This window comes from Aeromonas sp. sif2433, from assembly GCF_019218705.1.
GTDB lineage: Bacteria > Pseudomonadota > Gammaproteobacteria > Enterobacterales > Aeromonadaceae > Aeromonas > Aeromonas encheleia.
In genome coordinates, this window is record NZ_JAHUXD010000001.1 from 479224 (window position 1) to 505341 (window position 26118).

At 53.8% G+C, this 26118-nt stretch carries 22 protein-coding genes; 21 read left to right on the forward strand and 1 reads right to left on the reverse strand.

What is annotated here, in order from left to right; genetic code table 11:
- Positions 1 to 332: 332 nt before the first annotated feature.
- The 8 genes from KW825_RS02025 (at position 333) to KW825_RS02060 (ending at position 10470) form a co-directional block, all read left to right on the forward strand.
- Positions 333 to 1442, forward strand: a complete 1110-nt coding sequence (locus tag KW825_RS02025) for an AI-2E family transporter (protein WP_042651504.1) — start codon at positions 333 to 335, stop codon at positions 1440 to 1442.
- 58 nt (positions 1443 to 1500) lie between these two features.
- Positions 1501 to 2964, forward strand: a complete 1464-nt coding sequence (locus KW825_RS02030; RefSeq protein WP_232018918.1) for an efflux transporter outer membrane subunit — start codon at positions 1501 to 1503, stop codon at positions 2962 to 2964.
- Position 2965: 1 nt separating this feature from the next.
- A complete protein-coding gene (locus tag KW825_RS02035; RefSeq protein WP_042651502.1) occupies positions 2966 to 4060 on the forward strand; it encodes an HlyD family secretion protein in 1095 nt (364 codons plus the stop codon).
- 8 nt (positions 4061 to 4068) lie between these two features.
- Positions 4069 to 5094 carry a DUF2955 domain-containing protein gene (locus KW825_RS02040; RefSeq protein ID WP_218328038.1) on the forward strand — a complete coding sequence of 342 codons (1026 nt, stop codon included), beginning with the start codon at positions 4069 to 4071 and terminating at the stop codon, positions 5092 to 5094.
- 1 nt (position 5095) lies between these two features.
- Positions 5096 to 5515 carry an ion channel gene (locus tag KW825_RS02045; RefSeq protein ID WP_042651500.1) on the forward strand — a complete coding sequence of 140 codons (420 nt, stop codon included), beginning with the start codon at positions 5096 to 5098 and terminating at the stop codon, positions 5513 to 5515.
- A 359-nt stretch (positions 5516 to 5874) separates the two neighbouring features.
- Positions 5875 to 8811 carry a GGDEF and EAL domain-containing protein gene (locus tag KW825_RS02050; protein WP_218328039.1) on the forward strand — a complete coding sequence of 979 codons (2937 nt, stop codon included), beginning with the start codon at positions 5875 to 5877 and terminating at the stop codon, positions 8809 to 8811.
- Between the two features lie 65 nt (positions 8812 to 8876).
- Entirely contained in the window at positions 8877 to 9719 is an 843-nt protein-coding gene (pflA, locus tag KW825_RS02055; RefSeq protein WP_218328040.1) for a pyruvate formate lyase 1-activating protein, read from the forward strand.
- 109 nt (positions 9720 to 9828) lie between these two features.
- Positions 9829 to 10470: an energy-coupling factor ABC transporter permease gene (locus KW825_RS02060; protein ID WP_218328041.1), complete on the forward strand. Its 642-nt coding sequence runs from the start codon at positions 9829 to 9831 to the stop codon at positions 10468 to 10470.
- Positions 10471 to 10597: 127 nt separating this feature from the next.
- Here the strand turns inward: KW825_RS02060 and KW825_RS02065 are convergent, their stop codons facing one another.
- Positions 10598 to 11122, reverse strand: coding sequence for an acyloxyacyl hydrolase (locus KW825_RS02065; protein WP_218290308.1), 525 nt, complete (start codon positions 11120 to 11122; stop codon positions 10598 to 10600).
- Positions 11123 to 12214: 1092 nt separating this feature from the next.
- On the opposite strand from KW825_RS02065, the gene KW825_RS02070 reads away from it, so the two are divergent.
- From KW825_RS02070 to KW825_RS02130, 13 genes are all read left to right on the forward strand, one after another.
- The gene (locus KW825_RS02070) at positions 12215 to 12589 is read left to right on the forward strand and encodes a hypothetical protein (RefSeq protein ID WP_218328042.1); all 375 of its coding nucleotides are present in this window, start codon (positions 12215 to 12217) and stop codon (positions 12587 to 12589) included.
- 26 nt (positions 12590 to 12615) lie between these two features.
- Positions 12616 to 14385, forward strand: a complete 1770-nt coding sequence (locus KW825_RS02075; protein WP_218328163.1) for a polysaccharide biosynthesis/export family protein — start codon at positions 12616 to 12618, stop codon at positions 14383 to 14385.
- A gap of 58 nt (positions 14386 to 14443) precedes the next feature.
- The gene (locus tag KW825_RS02080) at positions 14444 to 15244 is read left to right on the forward strand and encodes an ABC transporter permease (RefSeq protein WP_218328043.1); all 801 of its coding nucleotides are present in this window, start codon (positions 14444 to 14446) and stop codon (positions 15242 to 15244) included.
- Between the two features lie 22 nt (positions 15245 to 15266).
- Positions 15267 to 15917 carry an ABC transporter ATP-binding protein gene (locus KW825_RS02085; protein WP_218328044.1) on the forward strand — a complete coding sequence of 217 codons (651 nt, stop codon included), beginning with the start codon at positions 15267 to 15269 and terminating at the stop codon, positions 15915 to 15917.
- Between the two features lie 14 nt (positions 15918 to 15931).
- Positions 15932 to 17134 carry a sugar transporter gene (locus KW825_RS02090; RefSeq protein ID WP_218328045.1) on the forward strand — a complete coding sequence of 401 codons (1203 nt, stop codon included), beginning with the start codon at positions 15932 to 15934 and terminating at the stop codon, positions 17132 to 17134.
- Positions 17135 to 17479: 345 nt separating this feature from the next.
- A complete protein-coding gene (locus KW825_RS02095; RefSeq protein WP_218328046.1) occupies positions 17480 to 18478 on the forward strand; it encodes an SIS domain-containing protein in 999 nt (332 codons plus the stop codon).
- Positions 18479 to 18655: 177 nt separating this feature from the next.
- Positions 18656 to 19201: a hypothetical protein gene (locus KW825_RS02100; RefSeq protein WP_256353728.1), complete on the forward strand. Its 546-nt coding sequence runs from the start codon at positions 18656 to 18658 to the stop codon at positions 19199 to 19201.
- Between the two features lie 12 nt (positions 19202 to 19213).
- On the forward strand, positions 19214 to 20152 hold the full coding sequence (locus KW825_RS02105) for a glycosyltransferase (RefSeq protein ID WP_218328047.1): 939 nt from the start codon (positions 19214 to 19216) through the stop codon (positions 20150 to 20152).
- Positions 20153 to 21673: a hypothetical protein gene (locus KW825_RS02110; RefSeq protein WP_218328048.1), complete on the forward strand. Its 1521-nt coding sequence runs from the start codon at positions 20153 to 20155 to the stop codon at positions 21671 to 21673. It abuts the gene before it with no gap.
- Entirely contained in the window at positions 21673 to 22317 is a 645-nt protein-coding gene (locus tag KW825_RS02115) for a hypothetical protein (protein ID WP_218328049.1), read from the forward strand. The genes KW825_RS02110 and KW825_RS02115 overlap by 1 nt, the downstream gene beginning before the upstream one ends.
- A 9-nt stretch (positions 22318 to 22326) precedes the next feature.
- Positions 22327 to 23124 carry a 3-deoxy-8-phosphooctulonate synthase gene (kdsA, locus tag KW825_RS02120; RefSeq protein WP_218328050.1) on the forward strand — a complete coding sequence of 266 codons (798 nt, stop codon included), beginning with the start codon at positions 22327 to 22329 and terminating at the stop codon, positions 23122 to 23124.
- Positions 23125 to 23224: 100 nt separating this feature from the next.
- Positions 23225 to 24028, forward strand: coding sequence for a 3-deoxy-manno-octulosonate cytidylyltransferase (kdsB, locus tag KW825_RS02125; RefSeq protein WP_218328051.1), 804 nt, complete (start codon positions 23225 to 23227; stop codon positions 24026 to 24028).
- A gap of 98 nt (positions 24029 to 24126) precedes the next feature.
- On the forward strand, positions 24127 to 26115 hold the full coding sequence (locus KW825_RS02130; RefSeq protein ID WP_371315764.1) for a capsular polysaccharide biosynthesis protein: 1989 nt from the start codon (positions 24127 to 24129) through the stop codon (positions 26113 to 26115).
- The last annotated feature ends 3 nt before the right edge of the window (positions 26116 to 26118 follow it).

Consider the following 26118-nt stretch of genomic DNA (forward strand, 5'->3'; position numbering starts at 1 on the left):
CAAGCTAAACTGGGAGCTATAGATCGCTTGTGCCGATTTTGGCTACTCTTTATTCTCTGCGCTCGACTACGGGTCGAGCCCAGAGAAGAGAAGAGATGCACAGCGCGAGGTGGGGTAAACACTTAATAATTATGATGTTATCTTGACCCCACCCTGCAGTGAGACTTATCTGTTCCATGGATGAAAACAGGTGACGAGACTCTACAAAACACTCATCTCCATATTGAAATACTTTCTAGCTTATTTTATTGCGACTGCAGTTATCCGCAGGCCTGGACTTAGTGCTGGTCACGGATGGTTGTGCACTCATTACTGATTGGGATAACACCACAATGGAAAATAACGATCTGTCCGTAGTCGAAAAAAGGTTGGTTGCCAGATTCCTGGATATGTTCATCAAGTTCGGTCTTATCCTGGCATTGGGCTCTTTCTGCTTTACCGTATTCTCCCCCTTCATGAACATGATGTTGTGGGCCCTCATTCTGGCGGTCACCCTCTATCCGCTCCACCAGCGTTTTGCCACGCGGCTGGGCGGGAAACAGGGCAAGGCAGCGACCCTGCTGGTCCTGCTGGGAGTATTGCTGATCGTCGCCCCGACCGTCGCCATGCTCAGCTCCCTGGGTGACAGCGTCAGCACCCTGGTCGACAAGGTGAACAACAACACCCTGGTGATCCCGGCACCTTCCGCCAGCATCGCCGAGATCCCGCTGGTGGGTGGAAAAGTGCACGCCATGTGGCTGAAAGCCTCGATGGATCTGCCCAGCCTGATCAACAGCTACCGCCCGCAGTTAGGCGATCTCGCCAAGCAGGTGGTGGGCATGCTGGCCAGCATGGGTGGTGGCTTGCTGGGCTTTGTCGCCTCCTTCATCGTGGCCGGCATCATGATGGCCTGGGGTGCTCCGGGCGCAGTCAGTGCCGATCGCATCGCCATGCGCATCACAGATGAACGCAAGGGGCTGGCGCTGACCAAGCTCTGCACCAGCACCATCAGGGCCGTGGCTCAGGGCGTCATCGGGGTGGCCTTCATCCAGGCGCTGCTGGCGGGCATCGTCATGTCACTGGCAGGGATCCCGGGCGTCGGCATCTTCTTCATCCTCGCCCTCATCCTGGGCATCGCCCAGGTGCCTGTCATTCTGATAACGGGTCCGGCCATCGCCTACATGTGGGCGACCGGGGATAACGGTACCGTGGCCAACATCATCTACTCCGTTCTGCTGGTCATCGCAGGCATGGCGGACAACGTGCTCAAGCCGTTGCTGCTTGGCCGTGGGGTCGATGCCCCCATGCCGGTAGTGCTGCTGGGTGCTCTTGGCGGCATGGCAACCAGTGGCATCCTCGGGATGTTTATCGGTGCCACCCTGCTCTCCATCGGTTATCGTATCTTCATGGCCTGGGTCAACGAAGGTCCGGCTGCGGCGGATAAAGTGGCTGCGGATAAATAAACGCATGATCCCCGATCGTTACCTTATGCGCCCCCTGCTCACAGGGGGGGCATGTCTGTTGCTGAGCGCCTGTACCGTGCTCGGCCCGGACTATCAGCCCCCCCAGGTCAAGGAGATGGCGGGCTGGCAAAGCGCCAGCGAGAGCCAGTTCAAGGATTCCCCCCGCGCCGCTGACTATCGCCAGTGGTGGACCCAGTTAAATGATCCCGTGCTGAGCGCTCTGGTCGAGGAGGCCCTGGTCAAGAATCCGGATGTGCGGATCGCCGGCCTGCGCATCCTCGAGGCCCAGGCCCAGCTCGGCATCGCCGAGAGCCTGCTCGGTCCTCAAGCCACGGTCGCCAGCGGGGAATGGCTGCAAGCCGGCCAGACACGCAACGGCCACAGCACTTCAGGAAGCAGCTATGGCGCCGCCTTCAACCTGGGTTGGGAGCTCGATTTTTGGGGCAAGTTCCAGCGTGGGGTGGAAGCGGCGGATGCCAACTACTTCGCCACCCTGGCGCAGTACGATGACATCCAGGTCCTGATGATCGCCCAGGTGGCCCAGCTCTATGTGAGCATACGGACAGTGGAGGCCCGCCTTGAGATCGCCCACGAGAACGCCCGTATCCAGCAACGTAGCCTGGAGATCACCGAGCGGCTGTTCAAGAGCGGCAACAACGCCGAGCTGGACGTGCAGCAGGCCAAGACCCAATACCTGGGGACCCTCTCCAGCATTCCACAACTCGAAACCAGCCTGCGCCAGAGCCAGAATGCCCTGAGCACCCTGCTCGCCAGGGTGCCAGGTCCGCTCCCCGAGATGCTCCCCGGCACCGGCGTGATCCCGCAGGGCGAGCTCGCGCTGGTCGCCGAGATGCCTGCCGATCTGCTGCGCCGCCGTCCCGATGTGCGGGTGGCGGAGCGGCAGCTGGCCGCCCAGTCGGCGCTGATCGGGGTGGCCGAGACCGAGCTCTATCCCTCCATCACCCTGCTCGGCACCCTGGGGGTGAGCGCCACCGGCGGTGGCAGCGAGACTTTCTCCTGGGCTGCCGGCCCCGCCATCAGCTGGGATCTGCTGGATCGCGGCCGCCTCAGCAATCAGGTGCTGGTGCAAGATGCCCGCTTCCAGCAACTGCACGAACGCTACCGCGACACCGTGTTCCGGGCGGCCCGCGAGGTGGACGACTCCGCCGTGGCCTATGCCAACGGCCAGGATGAGATCGAGCTGTTGGGCCAAACCGGCGCGGCGGCTCGCCGCTCTCTGGATATCGCCAACACCCAGTACCGCGAAGGGATGGCCGACTTCCAGCGGGTACTCGATTCCCAGCGCGCCCTGTTCAACCAGCAGGAACGGCTGGTCAACAGCCGCGGCGCCCGGATGCGCGATCTCATCACTCTCTACAAGGCACTGGGTGGCGGATGGGAACAGGGGCGACAGCGTCCCCTGGTGACGCCAGAAGTCGATGCCCAGTTCAGGACCAACTCAGATTGGGCGCCCCTGCTCGATGCAACTCAGCCCCAGCCCACGGCTCAGAAGGTAAAATAGAATGACTGACAGTTCCGCTTCCCCCGGCCAGGCCAGCCGCCGCTCCACCCTGGGGCTGCTTGGGCTGATCGTCCTCCTGTTGATCTGGTATCTGCTGGCCGATCGGTTGACGCCCTACAGCTCCCAGGCCAGGGTGCAGGCCTTCGTGGTCCCCGTCGCCGCCGAGGTATCGGGCCAGATCCGCCAGGTCTATGTGAAGGACAATCAGGACGTGTCGGCAGGGGCCTCCCTGTTCGAGATCGATCCCGAACCCTACGACATCGCCCTCGCCAAGGCGCGCTCCGACTACCAGACGGTGCTCAGCAGCGTCAAGGCGAGCGGTGAAGGCATCAAGGCTGCAGAGGCAAGCCTGCAGGCCATGCGCGCCGCCTATGACAATGCGGCCAAGGATGCCGATCGCCAGGAGCGCCTCTATCGGGAAGATCCGGGTGCCATCTCGGTCCGCCGGCTCGAGGTCGCCCAGGCCACCCGCGAGACGGCCAAGAGCCAGGTGGCCGCGGCCGAGGCCGATGTGCGCCGCGCCATCGAGGCCGCAGGGGTGAACGGTGAGAACAACTCCCAGTTGCTCAGCGCCCGCTCGGCGGTGCACAAGGCGGAGCTGGATCGGAAGAATACCCTGGTGGTGGCGCCCGGTAGCGGCCTCATCACTGACCTGAGTACCGACGTCGGCCAGTTCATCGGCGCCGGCGCACCGGCCATGACCCTGATCGCCATCCACGACGTCTGGATCTCCGCCGATCTGACCGAGAACAACCTGGCCAACATTCAGCCTGACGATGAGGTCGCCATCCTGCTCGACAGCCTGCCCGGCCGTATCTTCAAGGGCAAGGTGCGCAGCATCGGCTACGGGGTGGGTGATGGTCAGAGTCAGCCGGCGGGGTCGCTGCCGACGGTGGACAACAACCGTGACTGGCTGCGCCAGGCCCAACGCTTCCCGGTCAAGGTCGCCTTCACCGAAGACGATCTGCCACCGGTTGCCGCGCTGCGGGTCGGCGGTCAGGCCGACGTGCTGGTCTATGCGGATGAGGGCGGGCTGATGAACCTGTTGGGCGCCCTCTACATTCGCCTGATGAGCCTCTGCTCCTTCCTGTACTGATGAGCCCTATGCATAACGGAGATCGTGCGGTACTCAGGATTGGTGTTGGCATCGCGCTCGCCACCCTGATCTGCTATGGGCTGGCCCTGCCCATGCCACACCTTGGCTGCATCATGGCCTGGGTGGTGCTGTGCCGCCCGGGGGAACCGCTCGCCCTGCGCAAGGGGCTGGTCGGGGGGATCATGCTGCTGGCCATCATGGTCGGTGGCGTCTTGCTGGTCCCCCTGCTGACCCACTATGCCCTGGCGGCCGTGCTGCTCATTACCCTGCTGCTCTATCTGCTGATGCAACAGTCGATGGCCGGCAAGGGAGCCTCCGCCATGCTGCTCATCATGGCCATCACCGTGATCCCGGTGGCGGGCCTCATCGAGCAGACGCTGGCCATCTCCATCGCTCAGATGATGGGGGTGGGGATCCTGATCGGCACCCTGGTCAATCTGCTGAGCCATGCGCTGTTCCCTCCCCAGCCCACGGCCGCCGCCGCGGGCAAGGCCCCCTCTCGCCCCGAGCAGCCGACCCGGCTGGCGATGCGAGCCGTGGTGATAGTGCTGCCGGTCTGGCTGCTGGCACTCGGCAACCCGGCCTTCTACATTCCCGCCGTGATGAAGACGGTGGCACTGGCGCAGCAGAGCACCTCAATCAATGCCAAACACGCGGGCAAGGAGCTGGTGCTGTCGACCCTGATGGGTGCCCTGCTGGCCTTTGTGCTCTGGATGGGGCTCAGCATCTGGCCCTCCCTGCTGATGCTGGTGTTGATGCTGGGCCTGATGACCCTCTGGCTGGCCAGGCGCCTGGTGCGGTTGGTGCCGGGTCGCTTCCCGCCCTCGTTCTGGAGCAATGCCTGGATCACGGCGCTGATCCTGTTTGGTCCGGCCATCGAAGACAGTGCGACCGGCAAAGACGTCTGGCTGGCGGCCGCGATGCGGTGCGGCCTGTATCTGCTGGTGGCCGGTTATGGCTGGTTGTGCATCGTGACCCTGGAGCGCTGGTGGCCCGTTGGCCGACCGGCGGCAGAAACACAGATAGGAGAGTGATATGTTATCCATTTTACTGGTCGGCATCCCCGTTATCCTGGCCAATATGCTGCTGCAATCCGCGGTGTCCGTCGGCGGTATTCGCTTCTACATCAATCACTTCCATGAACGGGAAGGGGTGCTGGCCGGGGTGTTGGCCCTGTTTGGCATCATCATCATAGTGCTGACGGGCAACCTGCTGCAGATCACGCTCTGGGGCGCCCTGTTCCTGTGGCTGGGGGAGTTTGCCACCCTGCAGGAGGCCATCTATCACTCCGGGGTCAACTTTGCCACCCTGGGCTATGGCGACATCGTCATGAGCGCACAGTGGAAGCTGCTTGGCCCGCTGGAGGCGGTCAACGGCGCCCTGATGATCGGCCTGTCCGGCGCCAGCATGCTGGCGGTCCTGCAGCATCACATTCGCAAGCAACTCGGCCAGTAGTGCCACGAATAGCGCCTCTCGCCGGGCGTTCGAAAACATAAAAAAGAGGGGAGCCAATGGCTCCCCTCTCTCATTTCAGGTGGCTTGGGGCCGACCGCTCGCCCGTGCCCCTAACCTCAGCTCGCGGCGATCTGTTCGGTCGCGGTGGCGGAGCCCTTACGCTTGATCTCCCGTACCAGCAGGGTGGAGAGGGCACTAAGGGGCTAATGCCGGAAATGGGCTTCCATTGGAAACCTTTAATCCTTCATCAGATTGGGCGAACACGAGGGGGCGGGTTTCTGATGGCGTGAAATTTCGTTTGGGCCGGTTTTGCAGTATTCTTGCCATCCGACAGTTGTTCAACAGGATAGTGCCAGTTCATGTCGTCTACCGCGCTCAGTCACCTCCCCTCTGCCAGCCAGGCACCGCTGTTTTTTCGCCTGGACACCCGCAGCCAACGGCTGGTCGCCCTGACCGATGTGATGCAGACCCCGCTCCACTGGCTGGATGAGCCCAGGAGCGCCTGGCCAAGCCAGTTGCCGGATGCCCTGCGCCTGCCCGTAGAGCAACGGCTCGCCAGCGGCCAGGGTGGCAAGTTGCTGGTGCGCTTCGCCGATCAGCAGTGGCACATCTCGCTCTCTCACGAACAGGACGCCTTCTGGCTCATCTGCCTGCAGACCCAGCGCCATGAGAGTGCCGCCAATCTGGCGTTGCAGTTGCCACGGTTGAGCCAGATGGCCAGCCAGCAGCAATATGCGGCCATGCTGGAGAGCCTCAAAGAATGCCTTGGCGCCGATCGGCTGATCCTCTGGCACTACCAGGCCAACGGCCCGCTCGGCAGCGAGCAACTGAGCCCGGTGTTCAGCCTGGGGGTTGATTCTCTCGGTGCCATCCGCGGGGATAGCCGCTATATCCGGGCCCTGCGCACCCGCGGCGCCTTGAGTTTCTCGGAGGCGGCCCATCAGCCCATGCTGAGCCAGCACTATTACCTGGCCGATACCCAGGTCAGCTCCCGCCTGGATGGCGCCCTGCTGGAGCAGGAGAAACTCATCGGGGTACTCAGCCTCGAATATGCCGAGACGACCCAGCTCGGTGAGGAGGTGCTGCAACTGGTACGCCACTGCGCCCAGCTGCTGGGCCACTGGCAACCGGCACAGGCCGAGCCTGAGCCTTCCCTGTCGCTGCCCGCCGAGCTGGCCAGCAAGACCGGCCACGACTATTGCCGCGCCCTGATCGGCTGGGCCATGGCCAGCAGCGGGGCCCGCATCGGCTGGCTCGGTGAATACCAGCCGAGGGGGCAGGAGCTTTGGCTGATCCCACACTGCGTGCACAAGGATGGCGCCTTCGTCTCCCGCAGACCGGTCAATATCAACCTGGGGCCGGGTCAGGATCTGTTCCTCCATGGCCAGGCGCTCTATGTGGAAGACCTGCCCCTGCGCTACCCGCAGGCGACCCGCCTGCTGAAGACCGAGGCCAAGGCTTACGTCGGCATCCCCCTGGCCATAGGCTCGGCCTCTCCCCTTGGCCAGCTCACCCTGTTGCTCGACGCCCCCCTTGCCGACCCCATGCCCCTGCTCGATGCCCTCAACAGCCAGCGTGAACGCGCGGCCATCGAGCTGCAGCGCCTCGCCAGTGACGATGCCCTGCGCCTGGCGGAGGTGGCCTTCAATACCCACGATGGCTTGCTGGTGATGGATGACAACGGCATCATCCTCAAGGTCAATGCCTCCTTCACCCGCATCACCGGCTTTCGGGACGATGAGATGATCGGCCTTCACTTCGAGTCGCTGCGACCCACCTACTATGGCGACAGCCTGAGGGACGAGGTCATCTCGGCTGTGCTCAGGCAGGAGTTCTGGCTGGGCGAGGAGCAGTGCCTGCACAAGAGCGGCCACCTCTTCCCGGTGCGGCTCATGGTGAGCGTGGTCAAGGATGGGGCCGGCGGTATCTCCCATTTCGTCTGCAGCTTCTACGACATCACCGAGGAAAAAGAGGCGGCCCGCCACATAGAGCAGCTCGCCTATTACGATGATCTGTCCGGCCTCTACAACCGGCGCAGCCTGAACGACATCCTGCAGCGCACCCTGCTCGCCCCGAGCGGACAATGGGGCGCCCTGCTGCTGCTGGATCTCGACAACTTCAAGTCGATCAACGACTCCCTCGGCCACGCCTGCGGCGATCTGCTGCTGCGGGCCGTGGTGGAGCGGCTCAAGTCCCTGCCACAGGAGAATCTGGTGCTGGCCCGCACCTCTGGCGACGAGTTCGCGCTGCTGTTCACGGCCCTGGGCCAGGGCTATGTCACCGCCAAGATCCTGGCGGAGCACTTCGCCCGCGAGTTGATGGGGATGTTCCGCAACCCGTTCGATATCGACGATAACAAGCTGCACTGCAGCGCCTCGGTGGGGATCAGCCTCTTCTGTGACGAAGACCGGGATCATATGGTCCTGATGCAGCAGGCCGATACCGCCTCCCACATGGCCAAGCGCTCTGGCCAGGGCAGCTATGTCTTCTTCAGCGAGGCCATGGCCGAGAAAGAGAAGAACAAGCTCTCCCTGAACAACCAGTTGCGCGACGCCCTGCGCAACAACGAGCTGGAGTTGCACTATCAGCCCCAGTACCGGGTCGACAACGGCGCGCTCTCCGGCGCAGAGGCCCTGCTGCGCTGGCAGAAGAGCGACGGTACCATGGTACCCCCCGGTGAGTTCATCCCCATCGCCGAGGAGACCAGTCTCATCCAGGAGATAGGCTACTGGGTGATGAAGACCGCCTGTGCCCAGTACAGTTTCTGGCTCAACCAGGGTCTGGTCATCCCCCATCTGTCGGTCAACGTCAGCGCCCGCCAGTTCCACACCGCCGGTTTCGTGCAGCAGGTGGAGTACATTCTGCGTGATACCGGGGTGCCTCCCTCCCGCCTGCTGCTGGAGGTGACCGAGTCAGTGGTGCTGGAAAACCGGCTGGAGAGCATCGCCAAGATCCGCCAGCTCAAGGCTCTCGGCCTCCTGATCTCCATCGATGACTTCGGTACCGGCTACTCATCCCTCGCTTATTTACGCGATTTGCCGGCAGATGAGGTCAAACTGGATAGAAGCTTCATCCAGACGCTGGTCCACAGCGAACAGGACAGGGCCATCGTCAAGGCGATCCTGGATCTCGCCCAGGTATTTCGCTTTACGGTGACCGCCGAAGGGGTGGAAGATGAGGAGCAGCTCAAGGTGCTCAAGCAGCTGGGCTGCCAGCACTACCAAGGCTTCCTGACCAGTCGCCCGCTCACGGTCAAGGCGCTCGAACGGTTGCTGGGGGCCCCATCCCCGGGCTAAACATGTAGGATTTATAGGGCTTTATGTAATAAAATAACGGCCTGCTCGAATCATTGGAGTCGTCTATGTCAGTCATAAACCGGATCCCTGCCGTTGAAACCAGCGGCTCTGCCGAGAGTTGCGGAAGCACGCACCGGAGCCCTGCCGCCAGCGATGCCAGCAGTACCGATGTTATTGGCCGGATCCATTCCGTTGAGACCTGCGGCACGGTCGACGGCCCCGGCATCCGATTTATCGTGTTCATGCAGGGCTGCCTGATGCGCTGCAAGTATTGCCATAACCGGGATACCTGGGACACTCAGGGCGGCCGCGAGGTCACTGTGCCCGAGTTGATGAGCGATCTCACCAGCTATCGCCACTTCATGAATGCCTCCGGCGGCGGCGTCACGGCCTCCGGTGGGGAAGCCATGCTGCAGCAAGAGTTCATCGCCGAGCTGTTTGCCGCCTGCAAGGCACAGGGGATCCACACCTGCCTCGATACCAACGGCTTCGTACGCCATTACGACGAGCTGCTCGATCGGGTACTCGACAACACCGATCTGGTGCTGCTCGATATCAAGCAGATCAACGACGACAAGCACATCCCGCTCACCCACGTCAGCAACAAATACACCCTGGAGTTTGCCCGCTATCTGGCGGCAAGGGGCCAGAACATGTGGATCCGCTACGTGGTGGTACCCAGCTGGTCCGACGATGACGAGAGCGCCGAAGGCCTCGGCCAGTTCATCGCCAAGCTGGGGGACTGTGTCGAGAAGGTAGAGCTGCTGCCCTACCATGAACTCGGCAAACACAAGTGGGACGTGCTGGGTGATCACTATGATCTGACCGGGATCAGCCCCCCCAGCAAGGAGACCATGGACAGAGTCCAGGGCATCCTCGGCAAGTACCACCCCAACGTCAAATACTGATGACAAAGGGCTGACTCGGAAGGGGCAGCCCTTTTCTTCACCCGGGCCATCCTGTCGATACGCTCGTCTTTCGTTCATCCGCTGAGGATTCGATGCCAAGGAAGATGCCATGACTGAAGGACAAGTCGCCGCCCTCCTGCTCTGGCTGGTGCTGCTCATCTTCAGCCTGCGGGGCTCCCTGCTGCGCACCCTGCATGACCACCCCCTCTATCAACACCTCTGCCTGGGCGGTGCCATCGCCCTGGTGCCGCTCTGGACCCTGCGAGCAGGCCTGCATGAGGGGCTGGAGATCCATTTTCTCGGCCTCACCAGCCTGACCCTGCTGCTGGGTTGGCGCCTCGCCCTGCTCGCCCCCTGCCTCACCCTGCTGATCCTCGGCTACTTTGGCATCACCGATCTGGCCGATCTGGGCTGGCAGGCACTGATTGGCATAGGCCTGCCGGTCGCTACCAGCTGGTTGCTGTTTCTAGCGAGCTGGGCCTGGCTGCCCCGCCACCTGTTCGTCTACCTGTTCGTGGCCGCCTTCCTCGGCGGCGCCCTCAGCATCACGGTCAAGATGATCGCCAGCGCCCTGTGGATGGGGCTGGATGCGCGCTATAGCTGGCAGGTGATAGGCGCCGACTATCTCTCCATCTGGCCACTGCTGCTCTTCCCCGAGGCTCTGCTCAACGGCATGGCCATGACCCTGCTCGCGGTCTACCGGCCTCACTGGGTCAACACCTTCTTCGATCGGGAATATCTGGGAAGATAACGCCAGATCTGGCGTGCATCGACACAACGTCTGGCGTGAACCATGCCACGCCGGCACCTGCGGTCTCGCGATGGGGATAGCAAAAGCCCCTGCTATTCAGGGGCCCGATTGCAAATCCCACAACTATCTAAAATCGATATTCGATATGCAGGGTGTGGCTGTCCAGCGAGGGATTGTGATCGTACATTTTCCCATTGGACATGTGTTCGTACTGATAACCAATCATCCAGTGGGCATCGAAGAGATAGCCCAACCCCAAGCCCGTCGACAGCTGGAATGGGCCACCGTAGTCCTTGAAGCCATTCCCCCGGTGCCCGTACTCATACGGACTCAACCAAAGCAACTCAAATGGCATCCAAACCACCCAACTGCTCATCTGGCACTCGGCCCGAGCCCCCGCTCCCAACCTAGCGCCTACCTCCCCCCCGACATCCAAGATGCCGCCACGAGCCCCCAGACCAAACTGGCAACCTGACTCACCCCATTGCCAAAACATATGGTGATACTTGATATCTGCGGTAAATATGTCCTGCTTTTCATTTTCGGCCGGTGTTCCCAGCTGCACGGCGACGATATCGTCCTTGGCCATTGCCCCTGTGCTGGTAACCAACAAAGCCAGCAATCCTGAGAGCAAGAGAGTGTTAGCGTCCATGTCCCCTCCTACATCATCCTTGTTATGGTGCCATCAAAGTGTCAAATGGGCACACATCAGGAATAGTCTGTAGAAAAGAGTTTTGTCAATCAGATGTAACAAACTAAAAAAACCTAATCTTTTAGGAGAATGGTCTACATATATCCAGCTATAGGTCAGAGAATCAGATTAACTCATCATGATTGGTCGTTATTTATACATATGACGAATTTTTTATAAATCATAAAATTGATATTAATGCAAGGTGAGTGTGGAGCTTAATTTGAATATGGTGATACCGGTTGCATATTTAGAAGAGAATTTTCTGGTACCTATACGAGTAGAATTAAATGTAGTTCAAAACTGAACAAGATCTGAACAAAACCACTAAAAAACCTTCTTTAACAATGCATTATGATGTTATACCAATGTTTTGTGACTCAATATGGCCTGTTGACTCAATCGCGCCTCATGGGTACTATTCGCATCCAATTAATCAGCCGTGATATACGTCACAAGTTGGCGTACGTGAAGCGCGGATAATAACTTACCTTGGTAAGCCAATTCTCCGGGTCATCATTTTCTTCAGCCTCTGATTTATGAAGTTCCTACATTTTTCTACGTTTCTCGTCCGGAGCAATGTAATTTCCGTGCGGTAGCTATGTCCTTCGCAAAATTAAATTTAAACATATTGGCAGCAATTGGTGTTCTATGTCGTTGCAACCACCACGCTTTATCCTAAGCAGCCTCTCCTATTCATCCATAGGGTGAGCACAGGCCTGCCACTCGTGATAGAGTCAGGCTAGTTTCCGCCTACGCATTTTATGATTAAAAATCGCACATCTTTATTCTGTCTGCTCAACATCGCGTTTCTCTAATGGTATTCACGGATGCAACCTCTATGCAGGCTAGGGGAGTATTAAAGGCAAACTTCAGCAGCTATCGCATCAGATTTGCTTGGATGATCATGGCTCTCTTCATGGCCGCGACATTTTCGTGCAGCCACCTGCCTCGATATGATTATCACTGAACCTCCAGGCAGAAAAGCTTCCAGCAATAATAGCAACATAAATTTTACATATTGAGTTTCGACTCCATGGGAAATATTGACACATGAACTACGCAAGCCGATTCCTGGCGATCTCGCTAGCTCTACAGATTGGTGGCTGCGCATATGAGCCAAAACAGGTCGAAGCATCTCGGCCCCTCGTCAATCCGATAGCCTCTTCCGAACTACAGGTCATGCCCGCAAACCTGCAACAGTCTCTCGATACCCTGCCCCAAGGGGCCGCGCTCAGTACCAACAGCGTCACCTTCACATTGGGCCAACGCTATGTATCAGCCCTGGGGCGTGAATGTGTTGAACTGTTGTTCAACAACATCCAAGGCCATTCACAAAGAAGCGCAGCATGCAAGATCGAAGAACAGTGGTATCTGATACCCCAATTGGAACAAGCATCTATCGGCAACCTGCTTGCTGAGCAATAAACGTGAAGGTATGTGTTTTGAAGAAAATGAACATTCGTCAGCTGGGTACCCTCCTGTTTCTCGTCAGTGCCTCCTGTACATCCATGGCTGCCGTCGCATCAGACCTGGCACAATCAAACGGACAGTCATTTGGCTATAGCCTTTCGGGTAATGCAGGTGACAGCAGCAGACCTCAGCTTGGCGGTCAGTCAGCCTTGAACGCTCAAGCCAACACGAATTCCACGACCGGCAGCTTTACTCAACAGAATCGGCAGGGAATGCTGCTGCCGGGTGAGTCAGATGTACGGAAGTTACTGCCGCAATCGGAGGCGGGGCTACCGCCGCCCTATGGCGCCAACCTGTTTGCTGGGGGATATGAAACCGAACGCAGCGATGGCTTGAACGACAATTACCTGATCGCACCAGGGGATAAGCTGAATATCTGGATCTGGGGAGCTGTCAACTTCTCCAATGTCGTGACCGTCGATAATCAGGGCAATATTTTCATTCCTGATGTCGGGCCGATCAATGTCAAAAATGTGCCCGCCAGCCAAATCAACAACCTGGTAACCAGCAAGATTGGCGACGTGTTTACCAACAACGTCAATATTTACGTCAATCTACTTACGACTACCCCAGTCAGCGTGTTTGTTACTGGTCCTGTGATCCGCCCAGGCCAATACGCAGGCCAATCTTCCGATAGTGTGCTCTATTTTCTCAAACGGGCGGGTGGCATCGACTCGGAGCGTGGTAGCTACCGTCAGATAAAGATTTTGCGCCAAAACAAAACTATCCAGCAGATCGATCTGTACGAGTTCATGCAGCAAGGCCGGATGCCCAAGCTGTCGTTGAAAGATCAGGATGTGATCCTGGTGGAGCCGCAGGGACCGATGATCAATGTGGCGGGCAAGGTGCGAAATCCCTTCCGCTTTGAATTGAAGAAGCGCAATACACAAGGCTCTGAGCTCATCGACTATGCTCTTCCCCTTGCCAAGGTGAGCCACGTCGGGGTCATAGGTGATCGTCCCAACGGCCCCTTCTCTATCTATCTTCCGTACAAAGATTTTGCCCGAGTCCAACTCAAGGATGGGGACAAGGTCCTGTTTAACGATGATATGCATGCCCAGGTCTACGATGTGCAGGTCACCGGCAGCTATATGGGTCCCTCTTATTTCACCGTTCGTAAAGAGACCAAGCTGCACGATCTGCTCAATCACATTCCTATCGATCCCCAACTGGCCGATTACCAATCCATCTACCTGATGCGAAAGAGCGTCGCGGCCAGGCAAAAAGAGATGCTGGATGAATCACTCAACCGGCTGGAACGTAGCGTATTCACCGCGCCAGCAAGTTCGGATGGGGAGGCCGCCATCCGCGCCAAAGAGGCAGAATTGGTCATGCAGTTCGTAGACAAGGCTCGCAAGATCCAGCCCCTTGGCAAAGTCGTGGTGGCAGATAAAGGCATCATTGCCAACATTCAGCTGGAACAGGGCGATCAAATCGTTATCCCGAACAAGACCGACCTGATCCAGGTGGGTGGCGAAGTACTGATGCCACAAGCCGTGGTCTACAACGCCAATGCCGACCTCGACGATTATGTCGCCTGGGCGGGTGGATTTACCGAACGTGCGAATGACAAGCGCATCGCGGTGGTACATGCCAACGGGCTGGTGGAGTTTAAAGGTCAGGGTAGTGTCCAGGCAGGAGATCAGATCCTGGTCTTGCCGAAGGTTGATAGCAAGACCATGCAGTCAGTCAAAGACATCACCCAAATCATCTATCAGATCGCCGTGGCGGCGGACGTAGTTCTTAACTAACCCTCCTCCAAAGACAGACTCGCCCGGTGGCGAGTCTGTCATAGGGTAAAACGACTCAATGCATAAACCCATTCTCAATCAAACACCTCGAACGCCCTTGCAGGTGCTGCGCGATGTGACCTTTGGCCTGCTGATCCGTGAACTGAAAACCCGCTTTGGCAGTTACCGGCTTGGCTATGCCTGGGCCCTGCTCGATCCCTTGCTGATCATTGGTGCGTTCAGTCTCATTTTTGGCATGCGCGGCCATAGTGGTTTCGGGGGGGCGCCGGCGCCGCTGTTTATTACCGCCGGCTATTTGCCTTTTATCTTTTTTAAAAATGTTGTAGGCAAACTGCAATCCGCGGTCAGTGCCAATATGGGGCTATTCTGCTATCGGCAGGTGACCCCTTTCTCCACCTTTGTTGCCCGTTTTATGCTCGAAACCATGATTGGAATGATGGTGGGCATTATTCTGGTGCTGGGGCTAATCTGGTTTGGCTTTGATGCCATCCCGGCCGATCCCTTGCAAGTCATCCTTGTCTATTTATTGTTAATGGTGTTCTCGTTTTCCCTCGGCATCGTCTTCTGCGTTATCTGCACGCTATTTCAGGAGGCAGACAAGTTCCTCGGTCTGCTGATGATGCCGCTGATGTTTATCTCTTGCGTGATGTATCCACTGATAAGCATACCTGCTCAGTATCAACACTGGTTCTTGTGGAACCCGCTGGTGCATGCCCTTGAGCTGATCAGAAGTGGCTGGATCGCGGGTTACAGCAGCCCCAATGTCAGCGGAGCTTATCTATCTGGCGTCACCTTGCTGCTACTGACCTTTGCCATGAGCAGCTATCGCCTGAGCCATCGCCGGCTAATTGCCAGTTGATCGCCAATGAGTGCGGAATAAGATGATCATTCTCGACAATGTAACCAAGTATTATCCGACCAAGTTTGGCCGCAACTATGTGCTGCGTGATGTAAGTATCGAGCTACCACGGGATCGCAATATCGGTATTTTGGGCATCAACGGCGCGGGTAAATCTACTCTGCTACGCCTGCTGGGGGGTATGGATATGCCTAACCAGGGGAAAGTCACTCGCCAATGTCGCGTCTCTTGGCCCCTCGCTCTAGGTGGCGGCTTTCAAGGCAGTATGACCGGACGGGAAAATACCCGCTTCGTCTGCCGCATTCACGGGGTGCGCGATACCCTGTCAATAGAGGAGTGGGTCAAGGAATTCTCCGAAATAGGTCAACATTTCGAACTGCCCATCAAGACCTACTCCAGTGGCATGAAGTCCAAATTCTCCTTTGCCGTCAGCATGGCCTTCGACTTTGATATCTATCTGACCGATGAGATCACCTCGGTGGGGGATGCCCGCTTCAAACAGAAATGTATCGACGTCTTCAATCAAAAACGCCAAACCGCCAGCCTGATCATGGTATCGCATGACATGAAAAACCTGCGCCAACAATGTGACATGGGTATTTTGCTGCGCAATAGCACATTGGAAGTATTCGACAATATCGATGACGCCATCCGCATCTATCAAAATCTATAAAAGCAACATCAAACATGACTCAACCTATCAGACCCGCCAGACCATCACGCCTCGCGCGTAAACTGCGCAAGCTCAGTAATGAGCCAAAGCGTTTCTTTATCGACTCCAGCGGTTTTCAGATTGCTCATCGCTCCTGGCAGCAGAGCCTCAAGCTCGGCAGTTTTCTTTGGGTGCTAGCCTGCTTTTCCATCGCCGTACTCTATTTGGGGTTCATCGCCTCTGACCGTTACGTGAGCCGGGCAGATATAATTATCAAGCAAGCTGATCAAATCAAGATGTTACCCGATGCCCTGTCGATGCTGGGTATTGGTGGCAGTAATCATCAGGATGTATTGTTGACTCAGGATTATCTAAAATCTTGGGATCTGTTAGCCAAGCTGGATGAAGAGCTTGACCTAAAATCTCATTACCAGAGCGATAAGGCAGACTATTTCTCTCGCCTGCCAGAGAATGTCAGTCGGGAAGACTTTATCGAGTATTATCGCAATCATCTGACGCTGCGCCTGGATGAACTGTCGGGTGTGCTTACCATCGAATTGCAGGCATTTGATCCCGAATATGGTCAACGTGTTGTCGGTCTGATGCTCAAAGAGTCTGAGCGTTTTATCAACAAACTGGGGCATCAGGTCGCGCTGGATCAGCTGGCGTTTGTCGAGAAAGAGGTCGATCGGGCCTATCAACGCGTGCAGGATGAAAAAACCAAGGTGCTGGCCTTTCAAAACAGCCATCAACTGATCAGCCCGGAATCCACCAGCAGTGCCCGTCTTGGGGTGGTCAGTCAGATCGAGGCCGAACTGGTGAACCAGCAGGCTCAGCTCAAACAACTGCGCAGCTATATGAGAGAGAACGCCCCCGGCGTCATCTCGGTGCAGAGCAGAGTCAATGCCTTGACCAGGCAGCTGGAACAGGAGCGAGCCAAGCTCACCGGTCTTGATAAAGATGCGATGAACGAAATCACCTCAGGGTACCTGGATGTGCAAACCCAGGCCACCTTGGCTGCGGATCTCTATAAAACCGGTCTTATCAGCCTGGAACAGGCCAGGGTCGAGGCTTACCGTAAACTGAAACACCTGCTGGTCATCAGTCAGCCGACCCGGGCCGAAGATGCCGAATACCCTCGCCGTCTCTACAATCTGGCCACCGTAGGCGTACTGCTTCTCCTCTTCTATGGACTGGTTGTAATGGGTCTCGCTACCCTGCGTGAACACCAAGACTGACGGAAAACTAATGTCAAATCGATTGGCTCGGTAGATGGGGACCTCATCTGCCCGAATACCATCTTAATGGGCAGTAAGTGCATCGTGCGCCAAATTACATAAACCTGTCGGTGGTTTTATCCAGAAATCAGATACTCAAAAAACAATGAAATCATCATCAAGCCAAGTAGTGAGACTTTCATATTCACCTCAGTCGACACCGAATCATTGTATTTATTTTAAACGTTATAACTCTACCATAAGAAGTGACTGTGCCAGCAAGGAGACTGGCTGTGGTGTAAGTCTGCATGATATTATTCAATACGTGATTAATTTAAAATAATATGCGCATAGGGATAATTTAAAATGATTAAAAACCAACAAACGGTTGATATCCGTAATTTTTATGATGATGTTCCTTTTGATGGGGATATAATAGATAGCATCAAGCAGACATTTCAACAACAGGGCGATACGTTACTGAGTCTGGCTGCCGAATTTAACAGGGCCCAATACAAATTGGCTCTCTCATTGATGATCCAGTGTAAAGGCCATGTCATTATTTGTGGTATGGGTAAATCAGGTCATGTGGGGCGAAAAATATCTGCCACATTAGCATCCACCGGGACCCCAAGCTTTTTTGTTCACCCGGCAGAGGCATTTCATGGCGACTTGGGCATGATCACCCGTGATGATGTCGTGATATTGATCTCTAACAGTGGTGAAACTGATGAGATTTTAAAACTCATTCCCTCTCTTAAGAATTTTGGCAATCGCGTGATTGCTATCACAGGTGGGTTGCAATCAACCTTGGCCAAAAACGCAGATGCAGTGCTGGAAATCAGGATGCAAAGTGAATCCTGCCCCAATAATCTTGCTCCAACCACATCCACTACTTTGACCATGGCAATCGGTGATGCACTGGCATCAGCCTTAATGAACAAGCGCCACTTTATGCCCAACGATTTTGCCAAATTTCATCCTGGTGGCAGTCTGGGCCGACGTTTATTGACTCGGCTAAAAGATGTGATGAGTCAGCGCCTAACCAAGGTAACACCGATAGCACCGCTTAAAGAAGTCATCGTCGGCATGACACAAGATCAACACGGTATTGCACTGGTTATGGAAGAGCATAACCTGCTTGGGGTAATTACTGATGGTGATTTACGAAGAGCTATGACACGTCAAGATTTCGATTTGGACACATTTAAAGCAAAAGACATCATGACACAAAGCCCGATCACTGCCTCCCTGAACTCCATGCTTAGTGATGCAGAGGAATTGATGCGCAACCATCAAATCAAGCAACTACTGGTGGTGGATGATGCCAATCTGCCGGTAGGGGTTATAGATTTTTTCAACTAAGTTAAGACCTTGGGTGATACATAGCTAACGACGATACGTCTTATATCCGAGGGGGGGATATCAACATGGATGGCTTCCCCTACACGCTCCAAAAGATTGATAGCCTGAAACTGACCTGAATACATACCTAGCGCCATCCAGCTCTATCGGGAGTCGGTCAAGGTACGCCAGAAGGAGATGTTGAATTCCTCACTCAAGGCGCTGGAAGCCAGTATTCTGACTGCCCGCTCCTCTTCCGAGGGGGAAGCCAAGCTGCGCAACAGCGAAGCCCAACTGCTGATGCAGTGGGTTGAGCGCGCCAAGGATATTCAACCCAACGGGCAGGTGGTGCTGGCCAATCGCACCAATATGGAAGATGTGCGACTCGAACCGGGCGATATCATACGTATTCCGCGCCAGACCAACCTCATCATGGTACACGGCGATGTCATGTTCCCGAATGCCATCCTGATGGACAACAAACGTACCGTGGCCGATTACATCAATCTGGCCGGCGGCTTTACCCAGAAAGCCAGCAACTCCCGTATTCTGTTGCTGCATCGTGATGGCACCTTCAGCCAGATCGAGAAGAGCGATCTTGAGAACAAAGAAATAATAATAAAACCAGGTGATGAGATCTTCGCCCTGCCACAGGTCGATACCAAGTCACTGCAGATCACCAAGGATATTACCGAGGTGCTTTATCAAATTGCCATTTCGGCACGGGCATTAGTTCTACTATAAAAAGGAAAAGAGATGACTTTGGTCATTAATCATGTGATGTCAGCAGAGATCTCTAGCGGAATATTCTCTGATCTTCTGTCTTACTACAAATCATTTTGTGATAGAGATATTAAGATAATTGAAACTGTAAAACCTATTGAGCGAGCGGATATCTATCATTATCATCGCCCTCACTTAGAAGATAAGCTAAGGAAAGACTCAGTAGTAACAGTTCATCATGATTTAAATGATACTGATAAGTGGCTAAGTTATGACAAATTCCATGATCGTTATGCAGAGGCCTCTACCATTTTTTGTTTAAATAAAACCCAAGAAAAACATCTTCACAAAAAAGGATTGACACACACAAAAGTTATTCCACATGGATATAATAAGAAAATATTTAGTAACATTTCGGTACCAAAAATCATTAATGGTAAAGTTACCATTGGGATAGTTTCTAAACGGTATGGTAGGAAAGTGAAAGGGGAAGCATATCTCCTAGAATTATATAAGAGACTAGATTCGGAAAAGTTCAAATTCATATTTGTTGGTGCTGATAGAGGTATCTCTTCATGGAAAGCCAGAGAATATGGATTTGAAACAGAATGCTTTGAACGCCTTCCATATCTCTGCTTTGGTGATTTATATAAGCATTTGAATTTTTTGTTGGTAACCAGTTTATATGAAGGTGGCCCTGCCAATATACCAGAAGCAATTGTGTCCGGTACGCCGATCATATCAAATCCCATTGGCATGTCTAATGATTACATTCAACATGGTGTAAATGGCTTATTTTTAACTGGAAATGTAGACCATGACGCAGATGTTATTTCTTCATATGCTGAAGAGAACTTTTATAAACGACTTTCATTAGGCGCAATTAAGCAACAAAAGACGGCAAAAACTTGGGAAGAAGTAATGAAGATGACTTCGACCGAGTACAAAAAAATCTCAAAAGGATCTGTCTAAATGAAAGACATAAGCATTTTGTTCCCTGACAGCGTACATTTTCATGAACGTAATTTTAAAAGCTTGTTTGATTTAATCGCCCGTCATGCAATACCGCATACTTTTATAAAAGATAGAAACTCTTGGGTAGCTGCATACGGTGATTATAAAAATCTCAAAGATGATTTGATCGTTTATTACAATAAATTAAAAGTGCTGGACACCAATGAATTAAGTGAGTTCACGGTCAAAGGAATTAACTTATTTGATGTTTGCCGAAATGAGGCTTTGACTTTCTTTCTTCCAAAGCAGTCATTCAGAGAAAAAATCAGTGGTGTTCCCAATAATAAAGACCTAATAAGTACAATGTACTTGGTAAATAAAGAAGTACTACTGTTAAACTTAAGTGCAGCATGGTCTTGGCTAGATTACTGGGGTGAAAAATTATCTCAATTTAAAAATCATACATATGCATGCATTTTTTCAGGAGCTCAGATATACAATGCTGCATTACTGGAGATATTAAAAACGCATCCAACGACACCTCTAGTCATGGAGCACTTTTTCACAGGCAATGAGTATTACATCGAAGAAAAATATGAAGCCATACCCAATAATACAAATTTAAAGCATGCGAATGTTTATAAAACAGTTGATGTCGAAGAGCTTGACTTTGAATTAAATAGAACAAAGATAAAATCCATAAATAAAGTTATTTTATCAAAAAATAAAAATGTTACTCAACCAACCGGTGACTTTATTATTGAGAACAATGGGAAGAAAGTAATTTCAATAATAGGTCAGGTAGTTAATGATTTCTCCATAATATGTACAGCTAAAAAATATCTATCATCTATAGATTTTTATATAGAACTGATTGAACAGTTATTAACTGATGAAAATAACTTTGTTGTATTTAAGGCTCACCCATGGGAGAGACAAAAAAATAATGTAAAATCTGCCATGACTTTGGACTGCATTGCAGATTATGTATCTAAGTTGGATGGTGATAAATCAGCAAGGGTGTTTTTAACTGAAGACTTCAACTTATCAGACCTTATAAAACAGTCTGATCATATAGTTACTCTTTGCTCTCAGTCGGCAATTGAGGCCGCATTTTTAGGTGTCAAGCCAATACAACTCGGCCAAGCTTTTTATGGCAAGAAAGGCTTCACCTATGATTTTGATACTATTGATGAGTTCATATCTGAACTTAATAGCCAAAATTTAAGCAAAACACTTTCATTGGACGAATATAAATCACTAGAATTATTTTTGATTAAATTCCTAGAAAAAAGCTTAGTATCTGTACATAAATCTGGAATTCTGTCTCTAGAAAAAAAGCTGAAAAAAATCCCTCATATCTCCTTGGTTAAAGCAGCACCATTACCACCAAAAAGCAATAACAGAATTGTAATATCTGTACCGCATTCTAGTGTGACGAAAAAAAAGATAGATAAATTGAAGAGAAATCCTAAAAAATTCTTTATCGATTCCCGCTATCGAATATTTAATTTCATTGGAAAGATCGCATTTAAATAATGAATGAACTAATCCACAAAAATAAAAAATACGTGTATGAGAAGTATGGTCACGATCGACTGCTTATCATATTGAATACTCACAACCAAGGGGATAGATACTTTGGTTATACTTCTCTAACAAGCGCACCTAAAAGTGATCTTCTTTTTATAACTGATCCTAATAATGGCTATTATTTAGATGATGATCAAGGGCATACTTATGCTGAATTGTTGGCCAATATCTCCAGTTCGTACAATATAAATAATGTTTGTATTTTTGGTACATCAATGGCTGGGTATGCAGCACTGCTTTTTGGCTCAAAACTTGGCTTTCACATTATTGCATCAAACCCACAACTTGACTTTGACATTACATATAAATTGTCTTGGGAGAACCTCAGGGAATCTTTAGATAAGATTACGAATAAAATAAACATTAAAGATGCAATAAGAAATGAATATAATGGCGGAAATATTTTTTTCATCTATGGCGAGCATAGATTGGACCTTGCTAACGCTGAAATATTCAAGTCTATCGACCTAAGTGAAAGACTAGTAATGATGAAGAAAGTAAAAAGTCTAGAACATGGTTTCTTTATTAAAGATCTTAATAATTTATTTTATATTCAAGAACAATTAATCTCTTTTAAACAAGAACTATAAGGCTATATTATGTTTTTAATCGCGGGCCCCTGTGTTATTGAATCCGAGCAACTGGTTATGGATGTTGCAGGTCGAATTAAAGAAATCACCGATAAACTGGGTATGGAATATATTTTCAAATCCAGCTTTGACAAAGCCAATCGCAGCTCTACCGGCAGTTTCCGTGGCCCGGGTATGGAGCGTGGTCTGCAAATACTGCAGAAAGTTAAAGAGACCTATGGCTTGCGGGTACTCACCGACGTCCATGAAGATACTCCGGTAGAAGAAGTTGCCAGCGTCGTCGATGTCTTGCAAACACCAGCCTTCCTGGTTCGCCAGACCAACTTTATCCAGCGGGTGGCTCGCTGCGGCAAGCCGGTCAATATCAAAAAGGGCCAGTTCCAGGCCCCTTGGGATATGGAACAGGTCGTCAAAAAGTGCCATGAAGTAGGTAACCAGAATATCTGGTTGTGCGACCGTGGCACTTCGTTTGGCTATAACACCCTGATCTCGGATATGCGGGGCTTGCCGATCATGCGCCGCACCGGTTGCAAAGTCGTGTTTGATGCAACTCACTCAGTACAGCAACCGGGTGGCCAAGGTGCCACCAGTGGGGGCCAACGTGAATTCGTGCCCGTCTTGGCTCGTGCTGCCATCGCCGTCGGTGTGGATGGTCTTTTTATGGAAACCCACCCAGAACCAGCCAAGGCACTGAGTGATGGCCCCAATATGTTGCCTCTCTCTGTCATGGAAGAGATGCTGACCGTATTGGCTGAGCTCGATCAGGTCACCCGTGCCCACCGTTTTCTGGAAGATGCGCTGGTCTAAGTGCTTAGACTCAGACATTATTTCCATCTTATATAAAAAGAGGGGGTACCTGCGGGTGCTCCTTTTTCGTTTTTGATCGAACTGAATTTCTGGATCTCATATGTCGTACAAGATTGTAATTCCGGCCCGATATGGCTCAAGCCGTCTACCAGGAAAACCACTTGCACTGATCCGTGGACGCCCCATGGTGTGGCATGTTTGGCAACGAGCATTGGAGACTGGTATTCCCGCTACCGATATCTGGGTTGCAACCGATGATCAGCGCATTTATGACGCCGTTGCAGCATTTGGGGCAAATGTACTCATGACCAGTGTTGACCACTGCTGTGGCACCGACAGGCTGGCTGAAGTGGTTGCGCTACGGGGATGGGATCAAAGCGACATTGTGGTCAATGTTCAGGGTGATGAACCTTTATTGCCCGCTCATCTTATCCAACTGGCAGCAGATACACTCGCTGCGGATTGTGAAAGCGGCATTGCCACACTGGGTTGTCCTATCGTGGATTTTGAGCAAGTCATGGCCCCTCAATGTGTCAAAGTAGTGACAAATATGGCAGGCCAGGCACTCTATTTTTCCCGAGCGCCGATCCCGTGGGATCGAGATAAATTCACACAGTTGCAGTCTACCGAAATCCACGCTGTTCAAGACGGCATTATTGCTCCACATTGGCTGCGCCATATCGGTCTATACGCCTACCGCGTCAATACGCTAATGGCGCTTAGCCATCTGGCTTCCTCTCCTCTGGAACAGCTGGAATCACTAGAACAGTTGCGAGCGCTCTGGCATGGCATCAAGATCGCCGTTGCCCGTGTTGAACAAGCACCTCCACACGGAGTAGATACCCCAGCTGATCTGGCCCGTATCCAACGCCATTTCGAATCTGAGGTTGTAACGGCAGAATGACGATTTGGGTCGGCAGCAAGGGGATATATGCCCGCAACCATCAGATTGCACCTTTGCTTGGTCAGGTGGTTGCACGTTATACGTCACAATCACGACTGATGTCTGGTGATCTGTTTGCGGGCTGGGGCCAAAAGGCCAACACCCGTCAGATCAAGCAGCAGGCGCAAGAGTTGGGCTTGCCCTATTGGCAGTTGGAAGATGGCTTTATCGGTTATATCGGCCATCCCGCCAAGGGGGGAAAGGCGGTGTCGCTTATCGCCGACCCCGTCGGTATTTATTACGATGCGCGCCAGCCCAGTCAGCTTGAGCAGTTGATTGCTACTCCAGTAGATGGCGCCCTGCTTGAGCGGGCACAGCGACTGATAAGTGAACTGGTGCGCCTCGGGGTGACCAAGTACAACTGCTATGCCACGCCCCCTGCCCCTCTCTCTTCCCATCCGTCGGCCAGACTATCTACCAGTAACAAGGATGCTGGCGGATTGCCAGCGGCGCTGGCCCAGCGTCTGCTGCAAGACGCCAGACCCAGGGTGCTGCTGGTGGATCAGGTGGCGGGGGATCTCTCCATTCCGGGGGCGCTCGCCAGTGAGGCGGACTTTGTGGCCATGGTGGAAGCGGCGCGCCGCAATCACCCCAATGCCCGCCTGCTGCTGCGCACCCACCCGGACACCCGCTTTGGCAAGAAGAGTGGCGTGCTGGCCCGACTGCAACTGGATGATGTGGAGGTCGTTGCCGATCACTGTCATCCCCATGCCCTGCTCAAGATGGTGGAGGCAGTCTACACCGTCTCTTCCCAGCTCGGGTTTGAAGCCCTGCTGCTCGGCAAGCCGGTCTATTGCTTCGGCATGCCGTTTTACGCTGGCTGGGGCCTGACCCATGACAGCAAGCAGTGCGAGCGACGTGGCATCCACATCTCGCTGGCTCAGCTGGTCGCGGCGGCGCTTATCCGCTACCCACGTTATCTGGATCCCGTGCTGGGTCAACGCTGTGAGGTGGAGGAGGTACTGGCCATCATATCCCGCCAGCAGAAGGCCGCCCCTCGCTGGAGCCGGCTCTATCTGGTGGGCTTCTCCCTGTGGAAACGCGCCTTTATGCAGGCGTTTTGCCATCACCTGGCCGACGAGCTGCATTTCGTGCGCAAACCGCCCAAACGCCTGACCGGCGATGAGCAGGTGTTGGTGTGGGGCAGTCGCCACCCCGATCTCACCTCGGCCATCCGGGTGGAAGATGGCTTTATCCGCTCCAAGGGGCTTGGCTCCAATCTGTGCCGCCCCTCTTCCCTCTCCCTCGATCCGGTCGGGATCTATTTCGACAGCCGCACACCAAGCGGGCTCGAGCAGTTGCTCAACTATCAGCAGCTGACCGAGCAGGACGTTAACCGGGGCGCGGCGCTGATCGAGCTGCTCCGTCAACACAGAGTCAGCAAATACAATGTCGGCGAGCCGCAACACTACCAGCCTCCTGCCGATGGTCGCCCGCTGGTGCTGGTGGTGGGCCAGGTAGATGGCGATGCTTCCATCCTGACCGGCAGCCCGTCCATTCGCAGCAATGAGCAACTGCTGTGGGCCGTGCGCGCCGCCAAACCCGAGGCCCATATTCTTTACAAACCCCACCCGGATGTGGTGGCGGGCAATAGAGCAGGCGCCATTTCGGCTGAGTGTCTGGCGGAGTGTGTCGACAGCCAGGTGCTGGATATCGGCCTCACCAGCCTCTATCCCCATGTGGATGAGCTGCATACCATGACCTCCCTGAGCGGGTTTGAGGCGCTGGTGCAGGGGGTCAAGGTCACTACCTGGGGCCAGCCTTTCTACAGTGGTTGGGGGCTGACGACCGATGCGCATCCCCCTCTGCGGCGTCAGCGCAGCCTGCCTCTGGCGGCGCTGGTCTACCTGACGCTGGTCGCCTATCCGCTCTATATCGATTGGCAGACCGGCCTCTGGATTAGTCCGGAGCAGTTGATCCGCCAACTGGCAACGCAGGGGCAATCCGCACCCCGGAAATCGAGTCGCTGGCAACGCTGGCAGATCAAGCTTGGTTATCTGACACAGACCCTATTGCAACGTCCCTCCCTCCCCCAGTTCATGAGATGAGCC